Annotated in this window: 15 protein-coding genes and 1 pseudogene; 7 read left to right on the top strand and 9 right to left on the bottom strand. The window is 70.5% G+C overall.

From position 1 onward, the window contains the following. The first annotated feature begins 219 nt into the window (after positions 1–219). Positions 220–1,203 (top strand): iron-siderophore ABC transporter substrate-binding protein, encoded by a 984-nt coding sequence (locus AB0M67_RS36120; RefSeq protein ID WP_365751837.1) that lies wholly within the window; start codon positions 220–222, stop codon positions 1,201–1,203. On the opposite strand, the gene AB0M67_RS36115 is transcribed toward AB0M67_RS36120, so the two are convergent. The 7 genes from AB0M67_RS36115 to AB0M67_RS36085 all read right to left on the bottom strand — a co-directional run bounded on the left by AB0M67_RS36115 (position 1,200) and on the right by AB0M67_RS36085 (position 8,301). Then, positions 1,200–2,726, bottom strand: coding sequence for a SidA/IucD/PvdA family monooxygenase (locus AB0M67_RS36115; RefSeq protein WP_365751835.1), 1,527 nt, complete (start codon positions 2,724–2,726; stop codon positions 1,200–1,202). The genes AB0M67_RS36120 and AB0M67_RS36115 overlap by 4 nt on opposite strands. Beyond that, on the bottom strand, positions 2,723–2,893 hold the full coding sequence (locus AB0M67_RS36110) for a hypothetical protein (RefSeq protein ID WP_365751834.1): 171 nt from the start codon (positions 2,891–2,893) through the stop codon (positions 2,723–2,725). The genes AB0M67_RS36115 and AB0M67_RS36110 overlap by 4 nt, the downstream gene beginning before the upstream one ends. After that, positions 2,890–4,467 carry a pyridoxal-dependent decarboxylase gene (locus AB0M67_RS36105; RefSeq protein WP_365751833.1) on the bottom strand — a complete coding sequence of 526 codons (1,578 nt, stop codon included), beginning with the start codon at positions 4,465–4,467 and terminating at the stop codon, positions 2,890–2,892. Before AB0M67_RS36105 ends, AB0M67_RS36110 begins: the two co-directional genes overlap by 4 nt. Positions 4,468–4,667: 200 nt before the next feature. After that, the gene (locus AB0M67_RS36100; protein ID WP_365751832.1) at positions 4,668–6,068 is read right to left on the bottom strand and encodes a diaminobutyrate--2-oxoglutarate transaminase; all 1,401 of its coding nucleotides are present in this window, start codon (positions 6,066–6,068) and stop codon (positions 4,668–4,670) included. Between the two features lie 69 nt (positions 6,069–6,137). Further along, positions 6,138–6,311, bottom strand: a complete 174-nt coding sequence (locus tag AB0M67_RS36095) for a hypothetical protein (RefSeq protein ID WP_365751831.1) — start codon at positions 6,309–6,311, stop codon at positions 6,138–6,140. Positions 6,312–6,543: 232 nt separating this feature from the next. After that, positions 6,544–7,584 carry a hypothetical protein gene (locus tag AB0M67_RS36090; RefSeq protein WP_365751830.1) on the bottom strand — a complete coding sequence of 347 codons (1,041 nt, stop codon included), beginning with the start codon at positions 7,582–7,584 and terminating at the stop codon, positions 6,544–6,546. A gap of 72 nt (positions 7,585–7,656) precedes the next feature. Continuing rightward, positions 7,657–8,301, bottom strand: a complete 645-nt coding sequence (locus AB0M67_RS36085; RefSeq protein WP_365751829.1) for a GNAT family N-acetyltransferase — start codon at positions 8,299–8,301, stop codon at positions 7,657–7,659. Between the two features lie 186 nt (positions 8,302–8,487). On the opposite strand from AB0M67_RS36085, the gene AB0M67_RS36080 reads away from it, so the two are divergent. The 6 genes and pseudogenes from AB0M67_RS36080 to AB0M67_RS36055 form a co-directional block, all read left to right on the top strand. Beyond that, a complete protein-coding gene (locus AB0M67_RS36080; protein WP_365751828.1) occupies positions 8,488–8,853 on the top strand; it encodes a hypothetical protein in 366 nt (121 codons plus the stop codon). A gap of 219 nt (positions 8,854–9,072) precedes the next feature. Continuing rightward, positions 9,073–10,155, top strand: coding sequence for an LLM class flavin-dependent oxidoreductase (locus AB0M67_RS36075; RefSeq protein WP_365751827.1), 1,083 nt, complete (start codon positions 9,073–9,075; stop codon positions 10,153–10,155). 2 nt (positions 10,156–10,157) lie between these two features. After that, complete coding sequence (locus tag AB0M67_RS36070) at positions 10,158–10,979, top strand: FMN reductase (RefSeq protein ID WP_365751826.1); 822 nt, start codon at positions 10,158–10,160, stop codon at positions 10,977–10,979. Between the two features lie 59 nt (positions 10,980–11,038). Next, entirely contained in the window at positions 11,039–11,479 is a 441-nt protein-coding gene (locus tag AB0M67_RS36065; protein ID WP_365751825.1) for a universal stress protein, read from the top strand. Positions 11,480–11,756: 277 nt separating this feature from the next. Next, complete coding sequence (locus AB0M67_RS36060; RefSeq protein ID WP_365751897.1) at positions 11,757–13,679, top strand: ABC transporter ATP-binding protein; 1,923 nt, start codon at positions 11,757–11,759, stop codon at positions 13,677–13,679. 66 nt (positions 13,680–13,745) lie between these two features. Beyond that, positions 13,746–13,880 (top strand): annotated as a pseudogene (locus AB0M67_RS36055) (YciI family protein); the annotation flags it as partial. On the opposite strand, the gene AB0M67_RS36050 reads toward AB0M67_RS36055, so the two are convergent. Continuing rightward, the gene (locus tag AB0M67_RS36050) at positions 13,881–14,387 is read right to left on the bottom strand and encodes a DinB family protein (RefSeq protein WP_365751824.1); all 507 of its coding nucleotides are present in this window, start codon (positions 14,385–14,387) and stop codon (positions 13,881–13,883) included. A 9-nt stretch (positions 14,388–14,396) separates the two neighbouring features. Continuing rightward, positions 14,397–15,101, bottom strand: coding sequence for a helix-turn-helix domain-containing protein (locus AB0M67_RS36045; RefSeq protein ID WP_365751823.1), 705 nt, complete (start codon positions 15,099–15,101; stop codon positions 14,397–14,399). Positions 15,102–15,507 lie beyond the last annotated feature (406 nt).

Here is a 15,507-nt window from a genome sequence, read left to right as displayed (position 1 = left end):
CTCCGTTCGAACTCGCGTGCTGCCCCAACGGTCGCTTCTAACCGTCGCTCTTTTCGCGACGCGTCGCACCTTTGATCCGACCGTGACGCGTCGCCCGTACGACCTGTCGCCCCGTACGACCTGTCGCCCGTACGACTTGTTGCCCGGGCGGGGCAAAGATTAGGTTTGCCTTACTTAGGTCGGATGGGTCCGGCCTGTTGTCAGGGAGGCCTCCCCACCGTGTCCAGAACCTTCGCTCGCCGCCGTATCACCGTGGCCGCCGCCGCCACCGCGCTCGCCGTCGCGCTCGCCGGGTGCGGCGGCGACGACCAGGCCGCCGACAAGGGGGGCACGGCCGCCGACGGCGGTGCCGGTACGCACACCGTCAAGACGGTCATGGGTGACGTGAAGGTCAGTGACGCGCCGAAGCGGGTTGTCGTGCTGGACACGGACGCGCTCGACTCGGCCGTCACGCTCGGCGTCACGCCGGTCGGCGCCACCACGGTCGTCGACAAGGCCCCCTTCTCCACGTACCTCCCCGAGGACAAGCTCAAGGGCATCCAGCCCGTCGGGCTGATCGCCGGGGCGAACCTCGAAGCCATCGCCGCGCTCAAGCCGGACCTGATCCTGAGCAGCAAGGTCCGCGACGAGAAGAACTACGCGTCCCTCTCGGCGATCGCCCCGACCGTCTTCTCCGACACCACCGGGCCGGCCTGGCGCGAGAACTTCGAGCTGCACGCGGACGCCCTCGGCAGGAAGAACGAGGCGAAGAAGGTCGTCTCCGACTACGACGCGCACGTCAAGCGGCTGACCGACGCACTGGGCGGCGCCGCGAAGGCGAAGCGGACCAAGGTCGGCTTCGTACGCTTCGTGGAGGGCGCGGACACCCGGCTCTACCTGAACGACACCTTCGTCGGCTCCCTCTTCAAGGACCTCCAGGTCGGCCGGCCCGCCAACCAGGACACCACCGGCTTCTCGGTCGACGTCAGCCCCGAGCAGATCGACAAGGCCGACGCCGACGTCATCTTCTACTCCACGTACGGCGACGCGAAGAAGGCCAAGGAGACCGACACCGTCGGCGGCCCCCTGTGGAAGAACCTGGACGCGGTGAAGCAGGACATGGCCTTCAAGGTCGACGACAACCTGTGGATGCTCGGCATCGGATACACCGGTGCGGGCCAGGTGCTGGACGCGATGGAGAAGAGCTTCGCCACCGCGCGCTAAGTGCGCTGACCCCTGCCGGTGCCGGGCGCCCCGAACGTCGTCCACGCGGCACGCTCCGGCACCCGCAGCACCTCTCGCCCCGCGACCGCGTTGAGGATCGTCGCCGCCCGCCAGGCGCCGAGCGTGAGATCAGGAGCCCCGATGCCGTGCGTGTGCAGCTCCGCGTTCTGCACGTACAGCGCGCCGGACACGCTCGCGTCGAGCGCGACCCGGTAGGCCCCGTCGATCCGGTAGCGGCCCTGCTCGTCCCAGTCCACCAGCTTCGCCATGGCGTCCAGGAAGGCCGGGCGTGCCGCCGCGTATCCGGTGGCCGCCACGATCGCCGACGTACGCACCTCGAACAGCGCGTCCTGCTCCAGATGCCGGCAGGTCAGCAGGTAACCGCCGCCATAGCCGCCATCGCCATCGCCGCCGCGCTCGGGCTCCGCCGCGACGAGGGTGACCCCCGGGTGCAGAGCCGCGCGCGGCTCCGTACCGCCGATGGTCCGCTCGTACAGCTCGTCGTGGATCTCGCCGAGCGTCTCCTCGCTCACGCCCTTGTACAGCTGCCACTGCTCGCGTACGAGCCGCTCACGCCGCTCCTCGGGCAGGGCGCGGAAGTACCGGATGTAGTCGGGCGTGAAGTGCTCAAGGCCGATCTTGGAGTACTCCATCGGCGCGAAGGCGGGGGTACGGGCCAGCCAGCGGACGTACGGGCCGCCCTCGCCTGAACCGTCCTGGTGGCGCAGGAGATCGAGGGCGACCTCGGCGCCGGACTGGCCCGCCCCGAGGACTGTGACATCGGCGAGACCGGCCAGCCGCGCCCGGTGGGTGCGGTAGTCGGAGCTGTGCAGCACGCGCCCCGCGTGCGCGGGGGTGAGCAGGGGGCGCAGCGGCTCGGGGACGACCGGGTTCGTACCGACACCCAGCACGATCTGCCGGGCCCGTACGCGCGAGACCGCGCCGTCGGCCGCGCGGTGGGTGACGGCGAACACCTCGTCGCGTTCGTCCCACTCCACCTCCGTGACGCGCGCGTCGAAGCGGCAGGAGGGCAGGCTTTCGGCGACCCAGCGGCAGTAGTGGTCGTACTCGCGGCGCGGTATGTGGAAGCGCTCGGAGAAGAAGAACGGGAACATCCGGTCGTGTTCCCGCAGATAGTTGAGGTACGACCAGGGGCTGGTCGGGTCGGCCATCGTCACCAGGTCGGCGAGGAAGGGCACTTGGAGGATCGTTCCCTCCATCAGCAGCCCTGGGTGCCAGGAGAAGGCGGGCTTGGCGTCGAGGAAGAGCGTACGGAGCCCCGGAGCGCCGTCGGAGAGAGCGGCCAACGAGAGATTGAACGGCCCGATGCCGACGCCGACCAGGTCATAGGCCTCGTAGGTCTCGCCGACCTCATACGTCTCGTCGACCTCGTAGGTCTTGTCCACCTCGTACGTCTTGTACTCGGGGCCGCGCTGGTGCCGGTGCTGGTGCTGGTTCTCGTGCTGGTTCTCGTGCTGGTTCTCATGGTCATGCTCGCGCGCGTGTATGTCTTCGGTCGTCACCGCTTGGCCTCCGCGAGGGGATGGGGAAGGTCGATGTGGACGCACTGAGTGTGGTTGCCGCGACGGGAGTTGGAGATCCGCGTACCGAGGGACAGTTTCGGCGTGACGTCGACGCCCGGCGGGTGCGGGGTCCGTACGGAGGGTTCGGCTGTCGTCCGTAAGGTCACCGCGCCTCTTCCTCCTCCCCTTCTTCCTCCGCCTCTTCCTCCTCCTCCGCACGCCCCGCCGCCACGACGGCGCCCAGCAGCCGTTCCACCTCGGCGGCGGTGGTGTGCGGGTTGAGCAGCGTGAGCTTGAGCCGTACGCGCCCGGGCCCCTCGCCCGGGAGTTCCGTACGGCCGACGACGGCGCTGCCCTCGCGCAGGAGCCTGCGGCGCAGGGCGGCGTTGACCGCGTCGCAGTGTGCCTCGAACTCGGCCGGAGCGTTCGCCGAAGCAGCCGGGCGCTCCGGCAGATAGCGGAACAGGAAGGCCGTCAGCACCGGTTCGGAGTGCAGCTCCAGCCGTGGATGGTCCGCGACCGCCCGCGCTCCCGATACGGCCAGATCACGGCAGGCGTCGACGAGCCGGCCCAGCCCCTCCCTGCCAAGCGTCCGCAGGGTGACCGCGATCTTGAAGGCGTCTGCCCGGCGTGTCGTACGCAGCGAGAGTCCGAGCAGGCTCGGGTAACCGGCCTCCTCGTCGTCGGCCGGATTGAGATAGACGGCCCGGCGCGCGAGCGAGGCGTACGTCTCCGACCGCCGCACCAGGAAGACGCCCGCCGCGGCCGGCTGCCAGCCCAGCTTGTGCCAGTCGAGCGAGACGGAATCGGCGAGTCCGAGACCGTCCAGGAGCGGCGCGAGCCGGTCCGAGAGCAGGGCGCCGCCCCCGTACGCGGCGTCCACATGCAGCCAGGCGCCGTGCTCGGCGGCGAGCGCCGCGCACGCGCGCAGCGGGTCGATGGAGCCGGTGTCGGTCGTACCGGCGGTGGCGACGATCGCGACCGGCAGCTCCCCGCGCTCGGCGCAGCCTTCCAGGACGGCCGCCAACGCCTCCGTATCCATACGGAGTTGCCGGTCGACCGGGACGGGCAGCACCGCGTCCTCCCCGAGCCCGAGCAGGGCGGCGGCGCGCTGTACGGAGAAGTGCGCGGCGGCGGAGGCGAGGATTCGGGGCCGGGGCGCCCGGTCCGTGCCGGCGCCTGGCACCCCCGTCAGCTCGATCTGCCGGCCGGACGCCGCGCCGAGTACCCGGTCCCTGGCCAGCATCAGGCCCATCAGATTGGACTCCGTACCACCTGAGGTGAGCACCCCGGCGGCTCGCTCGGGCTCGTACCCGACCAGGGCCGCCAACTCCTGGAGCAGCAGGGACTCCAGAGCGGTGGCGGCGGGGGCCTGGTCCCAGGAGTCCTGGGACGGGTTGAGGGCCGAGACCGCCAGGTCGGCGGCGACGGCGATGGCGAGGGGCGGGCAGTGCAGATGGGCGGCGCAGGAGGCGTCCGCCGGGTCGGCGCTGCCGTGCGCGAGGAGTTCGGTGAGCCGGTCGAGCGCCTCGGCACCGGTGACGGCGGCCGGACCGCCGAACACCTCGCCGACCATGGCCGCGACATCCCCGGGCCGACCGGGCGCGATGGGGCCACCGCGCCGCCGGGCGCCCCGGGCGAGGGCGTCCATCACCGTGTCCACGAGCGGCGCCAGGGCGTCGGCGCCGCCGGTCCCGCCGGACAGCGCGGTGCCGCGGGCTCCGTGGTCCTGGCGTGTCACGCGAGCCGACTCCGGTGCCGACTCCGGTACCGACTCCGGTGTCGGCTCGGGTGTCGGTTCTGGTGTCGGTTCTGGTGGTGCCGACTCCGGTGCCGACTGGGGTGACGCCTGAGCCACGAGGCCCGCGCTCACCGCAACACCGGTCGCGGCACCTGCTGCCATGCCCACCGCGGCACCTGCTGCCGTCCCCGTATCCGCCCTCATGAGTGCCGTCCCCGCTGCTGCTCCGACACGTGCGCGATCGCGTCCGTCAGCCGCTCCAGAACCGCTTCCGTCTGCTCGTCCGTGATGACGAGCGGCGGGAGAAGCCGGACGGTCGAGCCGAAACGCCCGCCCAGTTCGACGATCAGCCCGCGGTCGAGGCAGGCCGACCGCACCCGCTCCGCCACCTCAGGGGCGACCGGATGGGCGCCGCACGAGTCCGACTCCCCCTCCGGGTCGACGATCTCGACCCCGATCATCAGCCCGCGGCCCCGGACGTCACCGATCAACGGCAGTGCGGAACGCAGCCTCTCAAGCCGCGCGGTCAGCCGGGCACCGACGACCGCCGCGCGCTCGGCCAGCCCCTCGGCGGCCACGTACCGCAGTGTCGCCGCGCCCGTCGCCATGGCCAGGGTGTTGCCCCGGAACGTTCCCGTATGAGCGCCGGGCAGCCAGCCGTCGTAGTCCTGGTCGTACACGATCACGGCCAGCGGCAGACTCCCCCCGATCGCCTTCGACATGACCATCACGTCCGGGACGATCCCACTGTGCTCGACCGCCCAGAACGCGCCCGTGCGTCCTACACCCGTCTGCACCTCGTCCACGATCAGCGGGATGCTCCGCTCGCCGGTGATCCGCCGCATCTCCCGCAGCCAGCCGTCCGGCGCGGGCACCGCGCCGCCCTCGCCCTGCACCGCTTCGAGGATCATCGCCGCGGGCGGTACGACACCGCCCGACGGATCGTCCAGCAGCCGTTCCGTATACGTGGCGGCCAGTTCGGCGCCACGCGCGCCGCCGACCCCGAACGGGCAGCGGTACGAGTACGGATACGGCAGCCGCGTCACCTCGGCCGCGCCGCCCGCGACCCGCTCCCTGACCGCGACACTGCCGGTCGCCGACAGCGCGCCCGCGGTCATGCCGTGGTACGCGCCGGTGAAGGCGAGCACCCCGCGCCGGCCGGTCGCGGTCTGTGTCAGCTTCAGCGCCGCCTCGACGGCGTCCGTACCGGCGGGCCCGCAGAAGTGGATCCTGGCGCGGTCCGCGAAGGCTTTCGGCAGGGTGGCGAAGAGCGCGTCGGTGAAGTCGTCCTTCTCCGGGGTCGCCAGGTCGAGGACGTGCAGCGGCGCCCCGCTCTCCACCGTGCGCTGGATGGCCTCCAGCACCACGGGGTGGTTGTGGCCGAGTGCGAGGGTCCCCGCGCCGGAGAGACAGTCGAGGTAACGGCGGCCGTCCGTCCCCTCGATCGTCATGCCCTTGGCGCGGGCCGGGACGATCGGGAACGACCGGGCGTAGGTGCGGGCCGACGACTCCCTGGCGCGCTGACGCCGCAGGATGCCGTCCGCGGTGGCGGCGGGGGCGGGCCGCCCACTTGTGGGCAGGGTGACGGGGGGCACGGTCATGTCACGGCTCCGGAGTAGGAGTGGAGAAAGACACACACAGAAAGACACACACAGAGAGAGACGGCGGGCTCAGAGCAGATGGTGCTCGGCGACGGGGCGGCCGAGGAAGGAGTGCACGGCGAACTCCCATCCGTAGGAGCCCTCGTAAGGGAAAACGATCAAGTCGCCCGCGCGTATCCGGTCGATCAGGACATCGCGCGGAAGTGTGTCCTCGGGGGTGGGGGGTGAGGGTGAGGGCGGCACGGACGGCATGGTCCCCCCGGATCGGGCTGAACGGTCGAGCACTACGACAGAACAGGGCGAAGACTTAGGTGAGCCTAACCTAATAGATTCCTGTAGGCGTGCAAGGGTGCCTTGACACCCCGGGCGAGCCGTGAAAGCAGCCCTCACGATCTGTCCGCCACTGATCCGTCCGCCACTGATCTGTCGGCCACTGAGCTGTCAGTCACTGATCTGTCCGCCACGACCGTCCGGCCTACGTGGGATCACCGGAGGCCGATACCGATACCGAAACCGCCACCGATACCGCCGCAGCCACTGCCGTCCTCGCCGCCTTCTCCACCAGCGAGATCCCGGCCTCCTTGCTGGCGTTGCCGCTCGACAGCACGGCCACCAGATAACCGTGCCCGTCCGCCACGATCCGACCGATGCTGTTGATGTCCCACAGCTTGGTCGCGGTCCGCTGGAGCCATCCGTTCTTCAGCCCCGTCACCGAGCCGGCGGCCGACACTCCCCAGTCCTGGTCCGCCGAAACCCCGTTCATCAGGCCCTGGATGTACGTCCGCGAGCGCGAGCCCAGCGGGGAATCGGAGTCGTCGCCGAACACGGCGGAGAGGAGCGCGAGTTGGTCCGCCGCGGTCGACTGCGTAAGGCCCCACAGCGGCCCGCTGCCGCCGGACGTCGCCGTCAGACCGAGCCGCTTGTTCGCCGCGTCCAGACCGTCCGCCCCGCCGATCGCCAGCCACAGGGCGTCCGCCGAGGCGTTGTCGCTCACCTGGATCATCGAGGTCGCGTACTTCTTCTCCTGCGCGGTGAGCACCCGGCCCTGGTCCTGCGCCTTCAGCAGCAGGGCCGCCAGGATGTCGACCTTCACGATGCTGGCCGTGTCGTACGTCTTCCCGGCCTGTACGCCGTAGTCCGCGCTGTCCCCGCCCCCGACGTCGAGCACGGCCACGGAGAGGGAGGCCGTCGTGGCGTTCAGGATCGGGGCGAGCTGCTCGGAGAGCACGTGATCCGGATCGGCGGAGGGCGAGGGCGAGGGCGAGGGCGTGGGGGTGGTGGAGGAGGAAGGAGAAGGGGAGGCCGGGGTGGCGGGTGTCGCGGACCACCCCGGATCACCGGACCGCGCTTTGGCGTCCGAGTCGCCGCCGGACAGCGGCGGGAGGTCCATGGCCACCCAGACGGCCAGGAGTACGACGGCGGCCACGGCCGCGAGTATGGGGAACGCGGCCCGGCTCCGTAGGGAACCGCGGGCTCTGGAGCCGCGGCTCTTGCGCGCGGAACGATGGCGGGACATCCCGCGAGGCTAGAAAGCTTAGATGTGTCCAGAATGTGTCTTGCGTTAACCTTCCATAACGATCCGGCTCGGTCACGACGTCAGCGCGCGGCTCCAGATGTCCGTAACCGTGCCGGAACCGACCACAGGCACCGCGGTGAACGGCACGGTCGCGGCCACCCCGTCCGACGAGACCTCCGACGAGACCTCCGACGGCACATCCGGTGAGATGTCAGGCCGCGCGACCGCCCCCAGCCTCGTCCAGCCCCAGGACCGCAGCGCCCCCACGGCGGCCTCGTTCGCCGGGTCGACCCGCGCGGCCACCAGCGCCGCGTCCGTCCGGATCAGCAACTGCTCGACCAGCCGCGTGGCCACCCCGCCCCGCCGGTGCGCCGGCAGGACCATCAGCCCGGCGAGGGCGAAGACCTGCCCCGAGACGGTCAACTCCTCGATGTCGTAGTCCCACGGCAGCTCGCCGCTCAGCGCGCGCCACCACTCCCCGGCCCGGTCCAGGACGAACCCGTACGCGTACGCCGCCGGCTTGTTTCCGCCACTCGCCACCACCATGTCGAAGCCGGGCCGCTGCATGTCCTCGGCGAAGGTGGCCAGGAACTCATGGCGGTCGCGGGATTCCTCGCCATGGGCACGCGGATACGCCTCGACGTGGACATCGGCGAGGGCTTCCCGCTGCTGTTCGGCCTGCCACCGGCTCAGGCGCCGAATGAATACCTCTGCCATCTGCACTCCCCCCGGCCGGTACCTCGGTGTTCATCGTCCCAGGGGGAGGACCACCACGGGAATACCGAGGTACCGGCCAGGGGCCGGGCAGGGGCCGGGCAGGTGCCGGCCAGGGGCCGGCCATCTTCCGCAGTACGCTGGAAAAGCCGCGAATCCCCGCTCATGCCGGGAGGAGGCGAGGGCAACATGAGCAACTGGATCAGTGTCGTGGTGATCCTGGGCCTGATCGTCGTGGGCGTCATGGTGATCCACCTGGTGAACGGGCAGCACAGGAATCGCATCGCCACTTACAGCTTCGGCCGCTCCCTGTGGGAGCCCCAGAACCGCGCCACCCGAACCGAGGCCACGAAACCCACCGCCCCCGGCGCCCCCACCGCCCCCGGCGCACACCACGCCGCGACGGACGCGGAGGCGGAGGCAGAGGCAGCCGTGGGGGCGGGGGCAGAGGCAGAGGCGAGGGCGGGCACGAGCCACGGTCTTCACCGGCTGAGCGGATTCCTTTCGGGGCGTGGGCGTGGGCGTGCTCGCCGACGTAGAAAAGCAGCCGGATGACCCCACCCCCTCGAAGAGGCCGCCCGAGATATGACTCCGGGTAGTTGAGCCTGTTCATCGTGTGCCCGTATCGGCGGTCGAGCGGCCGGTGCGGGCACACGTCTGTCCGGGGGCGGAGTTCCGGGGGCGGAATAGGGGGCGGTGGTGTGCCGTTGTAGACTTCGGTTGAAGCTTCAACTAATACGAACGCGACTCTGAGAAAGGCGAGAGGTGAGCGCGATGCAGTTCGGGATCTTCACCGTCGGCGATGTCACGCCCGACCCGACCACCGGACGTACGCCGACCGAGCACGAGCGGATCAAGGCGATGGTCGCCATCGCGCGGAAGGCCGAGGAGGTCGGGCTGGATGTCTTCGCCACCGGCGAGCACCACAACCCGCCCTTCGTCCCCTCGTCACCCACCACGATGCTCGGCTATATCGCGGCCACCACCGAGCGGCTGATCCTGTCGACGTCCACCACGCTGATCACCACCAACGACCCGGTGAAGATCGCGGAGGACTTCGCGATGCTCCAGCATCTGGCCGACGGGCGCGTCGATCTGATGATGGGGCGCGGCAACACCGGGCCCGTCTATCCGTGGTTCGGTGAGGACATCCGCCAGGGCATCCCGCTCGCCATCGAGAAGTACGCCCTGCTGCACAGGTTGTGGCGCGAGGATGTCGTCGACTGGGAAGGCAAGTTCCGTACGCCGCTCCAGGGCTTCACCTCGACGCCCCGGCCGCTGGACGGCACCCCGCCGTTCGTCTGGCACGGCTCGATCCGTTCCCCCGAGATCGCCGAGCAGGCCGCCTACTACGGAGACGGCTTCTTCGCGAACAACATCTTCTGGCCCAAGGAGCACTTCCAGAAGCTGATCCGGCTCTACCGGAAGCGGTACGCGCACTACGGGCACGGCACCCCGGAACAGGCCATCGTCGGCCTGGGCGGTCAGGCGTTCATCCGGAAGAACTCGCAGGACGCGGTACGGGAGTTCCGCCCGTACTTCGACAACGCGCCGGTCTACGGGCACGGGCCCTCCCTGGAGGACTTCACGGAGCAGACGCCGCTGGTCGTGGGCAGCCCGCAGGAGGTCATCGAGAAGACCCTGGCCTTCCGTGACGCCTTCGGCGACTACCAGCGCCAGCTGTTCCTGATGGACCACGCGGGGCTGCCGCTGAAGACGGTGCTTGAGCAGCTGGATCTGCTGGGCGAGGAGGTCGTACCCGTCCTGCGCAAGGAGTTCGCGGCCCTGCGGCCGGCCGGGGTCCCGGACGGTCCTGTGCACCCGGCCGCCGTCATGTCGGTGAAGGAGGAGGTCTGACGATGGAGCGTACGGGCAAGGGCACGGCGGTGCGTACGGGCACGGGCACGGGCCCGGCTGCGAGTACGGGCACCGCGACGCGTACGGGCACCGCGACGCGTACGGGCACCGCGACGCGTACGGGCGGCAGCGGGCCCTTGCGGCTCGTCGCCGTATCGGCCGGGCTGAGCAAGCCGTCCTCCACCAGGCTGCTGGCGGACCGGCTGGCGGAGGCGACCAGCCGTGAACTGGCCGCCGAGGACCGGAAGGCCGAGGTCGAGATCGTCGAACTGCGCGATCTCGCCGTCGAGATCGCGAACCACCTGGTCACCGGCTTCCCGGCGACCGCGCTGAGCGCGGCGCTCGATGCGGTGACCGGGGCGGACGGGCTCATTGTCGTGAGCCCGGTCTTCGCCGGCTCGTACAGCGGACTGTTCAAGTCGTTCTTCGATCTGATCGAGCCGGACGCGCTCACCGGAACGCCCGTACTGCTCGCCGCCACCGGCGGCACCGCGCGCCACTCGCTCGTGGTGGAGCACGCGATGCGCCCGCTCTTCTCGTATCTCCACGCGCTCACCCTGCCGACGGCCGTCTTCGCGGCGACCGACGACTGGGGCGCGGGCGCCGACGCGTACGCGGGCGGGCTGCCTGCCCGGATCGACCGCGCCGGTGGCGAGTTCGCCCGGCTGCTGCGCGGGCTGCTGCCCGTGACCGGCGCGACGGGGGTGACGGGGGTGTACGAGGGCGATGGCCCGGACGGGATGGACGAGGCGGACGACGTGGGCGAGGCGGACGACGTGGACGACGTGGTGCCCTTCGAGCAGCTCCTCGCGAACCTTAAGTAGGTTTGTCCCAGAGGGAAAATCAGGACAACAGCGGAAAATCAATCAGCAGGAGGAACGTCATGAGCGGCACCATCGTGGTCGGCGTCGACGGCTCGGAGCCCTCACTGAAGGCGCTGCGCTGGGCCGTACGGCAGGCGAAGCTGACCGGCGACGAGGTGGGCGCGGTGATCGGCTGGGAGTATCCGGCCACCGGCTGGGCGGCCATGCTGCCCGGCATGCCGTCGGAGTTCGACCCGGAGCAGCTGGCCTGGCAGATCCTGGACGAGGCGCTGGACAAGACGCTGGACGCGGACGTCGCGGCCGTGGTCGAACGCCGCGTCGTCGCCGGCCCCGCCGCGCAGGTCCTGCTGGACAGCGCGGAGGGTGCCTCGCTCCTGGTGGTCGGCGACCGTGGATACAGCGGCTTCAAGGCGGCCCTGCTCGGGTCGGTGAGCCTGCATGTCACACAGCACGCGACATGCCCGGTGGTCGTGGTGCGGGGCGAGCTCGCCGAGGACTGACAGCGGTACGGAGACGGCCCGGACGCACCGCTCCTCGCCGGGTCCCGGCAGACGGCGCTCGGCCGGGGGAGTGCGCCGGGTGTGCTCCGTTCACGCCGGGCGAGTTGCCGTGAGCGCCCTTCGGCCTGGGCATCGAACATCCATGGCATCGCGACGGAAACCCCGTACCACCAGTGAGGTACCCAGAGAGGTCCCCAGTGAGGTCCCCAGCGAGACGGAGCGAGTGGAGTCGTCCGAGTCCGAGGAGACGCTGTTCGGCGGTCCGCTGCGGTACGACATGGGCTGGAACAAGCATGACGACGCCTTCCTCCAGCTCAACTTACGGTCCATGGTCACGCGGCTGCCCCGGCTGGTGGGTACGACGGCCCGCTTGGCGTGGGAAGCGGACAGGGCGGCCCTGCGCCTGGTGACCTGCGCGGAGATCGGCCGGGGGGTCAGTCAGGCGATCGGGCTGATCGCCGTGAACCGCGTCCTCGGACATCTCCTGGGCGAGGGCACCACCGCCGAGCGGCTCACCCACGCGGGCCCGGCGCTGGCCGTCGCCGGCGGGACGGCGCTGGCGGGCGCGGTGCTGCGGGCCCTGTCCACCGCCGGTACGGGACAGCTGGAACCGAAGGTCGAACGGGTCGCCACCGAGCGGTACTTGTCACATACCGCCAACGTCGAGCTGGAAGCGGTCGAGGACGACGAATTCCATAAGCTCCTCGACAGCGCCCAGTACGGAGCCGGTTCGGCCCGGCGGATGGTGCAGTACTGCCAGAACGTCCTCAACGCCATGATGTCGCTGATCGCGGCGGCCGGCGTGCTCGCCGTACTGCACCCCGTACTGCTCCCGCTGCTCGTCGCGATGACGCTGCCCAGCGCCTGGGCGGCCCTGTCGATGGCGCGGCGCCGTTACATCTCGTTCCAGGTGTGGGTGCAGCACTCACGGGCCGGGAGTCTGATCAGCCGTCTGCTGATCTCCACCGACGCGGCGCCGGAGATACGGGTCCACAACGTCGGACCGTTTCTGCTGCATCACTTCCGCGAGATGTCGCGGTCTCAGGAGGCGGAGCAGCGGAGGCTCGCCCGGCTCGCCGCCCGTACGGGGCTGATCGCCGCCGGATGGACCGGGCTGGCGGCGGGCGCCGCGTACGCCACGCTCGGCGGGCTGCTGTGGACCGGTGCGATGGCGCTCTCGGTCGGCGGCACCGCCGTACTCGCCATCCGTACCGGCTCCTCCAGCCTGGAGAATCTGGTGCTCCAGGTGAACTACCTGCACGAGGAAAGCCTGTTCGTCGGGGATCTGCACCGGCTGTGCGAGGAGGCCGTCGAGCGCGCGATACCGGTCGGCGGGCTGCCGCTGCCCGAGAAGCCGGAGACGATCACCTTCGAGGATGTCGTCTTCACGTACCGGGGCAAGGACAACAAACGCGCGCTCGACGGCGCCAGTCTCACCATCCCCGCCGGCCGGATCGTCGCGCTGGTGGGGGAGAACGGCAGCGGCAAGTCCACCCTGGTCAAGCTGTTGTGCGGGCTCTACCGGCCGGACTCCGGCCGCATCCTGTGGGACGGGGTCGACGCGGCGGAGGCGGACCGGCAGGAACTGGTCTCGCGGGTCGCGGTGGTGGGCCAGGACTTCTACCGGTGGCCCTTCACCGCCACGGTGAACGTCAGCATCGGACGTCCCGAGGCGCCGGTGAGCCGGGAGCGGCTGGACGCGGCGGTACGGTACGCGGGTGCCGAGGAGCTGATAGCCGAGCTGCCGCGCGGCTGGAAGACGCTGCTGGCCCGGGGGTACAAGGGCGGCCACCAACTGTCCGGTGGCCAGTGGCAGCGGATCGGTATCGGCCGCGCGCACTACCGCGCCGGACAGATCCTCATCGTCGACGAGCCCACCTCGGCGCTCGACGCCAAGGCCGAACAGCAGCTCTTCGAGCAGATCCGCAGCCTCGCGGACTCCGGCCAGACGGTCATCCTGATCACGCACCGGCTCGGCTCGGTACGGGCGGCGGATCTGATCCATGTCCTGGACCAGGGGCGGGTCGTGGAGAGCGGCACCTTCTCGGAACTGCTGTCGGACGGGGGCGAGGGCCCCAAGGTCTTCCGCGGCCTGTACGGGATCCAGGCGGCCCAGTACGCGACGGAGGCGCCGGCCCCGTCGGTTCCGGCCACCCCGTCCGTACCGGCCACCCCGTCCGCACCGTCCGTTCCGCGGTAGCGCCTGTTTCGGAAGCCGGGAGGCGCGTCGGTTCTGAGGGAGGCGTGCGTCGTAGGGTGAAAGGCGGAGAGGCAGCAGGCGAGCGTTGTGGCCACGGACGGGACCGTCACCAACGGCCCGTACCCGGAGACCAAGGCGGTCCTCGGAGGTTTCTCGGTCATCGAGGTGCCCTCACGTGAGGACGCGCTGGAGTGGGCCGCGTCACCTGCCGACGGAACCGTCAGCCTGTTCGCGGAGGATGTCGGCGTGGCCCGCGTGGCGAGCCGTCTCTTCGATCATGTGCACCAGTACCCAACGCATCGATCGCACAGCCCCTGCCTTGCCCGCTGCCCGAGCACACGGACGGTTCATGTCGTCGCACCGCTCGATGATCTCGTTGGACCGCTCGATGGCGTCGCGATAGGCGGCGAGAAGATCGTCCGCGCTGTCACCTTCGGAGAGATCCATACTGAAGTCCGGATGCGCTACGTCGGCGCCCTCGAAGGCCCAGGCGAACCAGTAGAGCTCGGCTGCGGTCAGGTGCTTGACCAGGCCCAAGACGCTGGTGCCGGAGGGGACTCCAGGCGTTCGCCCGTGGCGGTCCTCAAGGCCCTGGGCCTTGGTGGCCACTGCCTCACGGACGTAGTTCAGGAACGCGAGCAGCGTCGACTTCTCGCCGGAGTCGGTGCCGGGAGGGCCTACGTCGTCGCGTCGCTGCGTCACTGTCACCGGGGCACCTTAGCGGGTGCGGTGCGGACCCAAGTCATTCAGGACGCTGCCGAGTTCATCGAGGGTGAGGGGCGGTGCGGGAAGGGGTGCGGGAAGCGGTGCGGCGGTTGCGGCCGGTACGGCGGGTGTCGCCCGCAGTCCGTCGAGGAGAAGGGCGAGGTAGCGCCGCCAGGCATCCGGGGCGGTGGTGGTCAGGGCGGGCACGGCGCGGCCGAGCGCGGCCAGGCTGAAGAGCAGGTCCTCGGTGGTGATGTCGCGACGCATCGTCCCCTGCCGCTGGGCACGCGCCAGGAGGAGGCCGACGGTCTCCCGGTTCTCGGCATGGAGGGCTTCCAGCGAGGGCACGCCCCGTATGCCGGTGGTCATCAGGTCGTTGGCCCCACGGTCGGCGGCCAGCCCCGCGAAGATCGACGAGAGATACGTCGTGAGCCCGGCCCAGGCATCGTCGCTCAGCCGCGCCTCCTCACCGGCGCGCTGTGTCTCACCGAGGGACTGGTGGAAGACGGCCTCGATGAGGGTGGCCCGGTCGGGGAAGTGCCGGTACAGAGTGGCGTTACCGACGCCTGCACGACGCGCGATCTCATCCAGCGACGCGTCGAGTCCCTGCTCGGCGAACACCTCCCGCGCGGAGGCGATCAGCAACTCCCGATTGCGCTGAGCGTCGCGCCGCAGCGGCGCCGATTTCGCCGCTGGTTTCCGCTCGCCGGCTCCCATGACCACCCTTCCAAGGAAAGCGCGGAGCGCTCCCCGATTCAGATGCTACCTGGGGTGGTCGGGGCGGGCCGGGGGGTGCGGTGGCGGGTTGGGGGGAGGGGCCGGTTGCCGACGGCAGGTGGGTGAGCCCTGCGGGGCGCGCGGGAGTGGAGTGGGGCGGCCCGGCCCCGGCAAAGCGGCTGACGGTCGGGGAGGGGCTGGGATTCATGCCCGGCTGGTGGCGGTTCGACTTCGGGTGTGGGTTCGTGCCGAGGGGTAGTCGGGGTGTGCCGGGGGGTTCGGAGACGGGTGGGGGCCGCCCCTGATCTTTGAGTTTCGCGGTTGCGGGTTGGGCGTCAAGGGCGCTCCTTCGTCGCGTCGGCTGCGCCGATTGCGCTTCGCTTCACCCTGGACACCCAACCCTCCA

The sequence above is a fragment of the Streptomyces sp. NPDC051662 genome, assembly GCF_040681655.1.
In the GTDB taxonomy this organism is placed as follows: domain Bacteria; phylum Actinomycetota; class Actinomycetes; order Streptomycetales; family Streptomycetaceae; genus Streptomyces.
This window is presented reverse-complemented; position numbering and strand designations above follow the sequence as displayed.

What these genes read in the sequence shown, in the direction of transcription:
- AB0M67_RS36075 (WP_365751827.1), top strand. Translation starts at nt 9,073, where the DNA reads ATGCAGTTCGGGATCTTCACCGTCGGCGATGTCACGCCCGACCCGACC.
- AB0M67_RS36090 (WP_365751830.1), bottom strand. Translation starts at nt 7,584, where the DNA reads ATGTCCCGCCATCGTTCCGCGCGCAAGAGCCGCGGCTCCAGAGCCCGC.
- AB0M67_RS36060 (WP_365751897.1), top strand. Translation starts at nt 11,757, where the DNA reads ATGGGCTGGAACAAGCATGACGACGCCTTCCTCCAGCTCAACTTACGG.
- AB0M67_RS36080 (WP_365751828.1), top strand. Translation starts at nt 8,488, where the DNA reads ATGAGCAACTGGATCAGTGTCGTGGTGATCCTGGGCCTGATCGTCGTG.
- AB0M67_RS36065 (WP_365751825.1), top strand. Translation starts at nt 11,039, where the DNA reads ATGAGCGGCACCATCGTGGTCGGCGTCGACGGCTCGGAGCCCTCACTG.
- AB0M67_RS36070 (WP_365751826.1), top strand. Translation starts at nt 10,158, where the DNA reads ATGGAGCGTACGGGCAAGGGCACGGCGGTGCGTACGGGCACGGGCACG.
- AB0M67_RS36100 (WP_365751832.1), bottom strand. Translation starts at nt 6,068, where the DNA reads ATGACCGTGCCCCCCGTCACCCTGCCCACAAGTGGGCGGCCCGCCCCC.
- AB0M67_RS36085 (WP_365751829.1), bottom strand. Translation starts at nt 8,301, where the DNA reads ATGGCAGAGGTATTCATTCGGCGCCTGAGCCGGTGGCAGGCCGAACAG.
- AB0M67_RS36045 (WP_365751823.1), bottom strand. Translation starts at nt 15,101, where the DNA reads ATGGGAGCCGGCGAGCGGAAACCAGCGGCGAAATCGGCGCCGCTGCGG.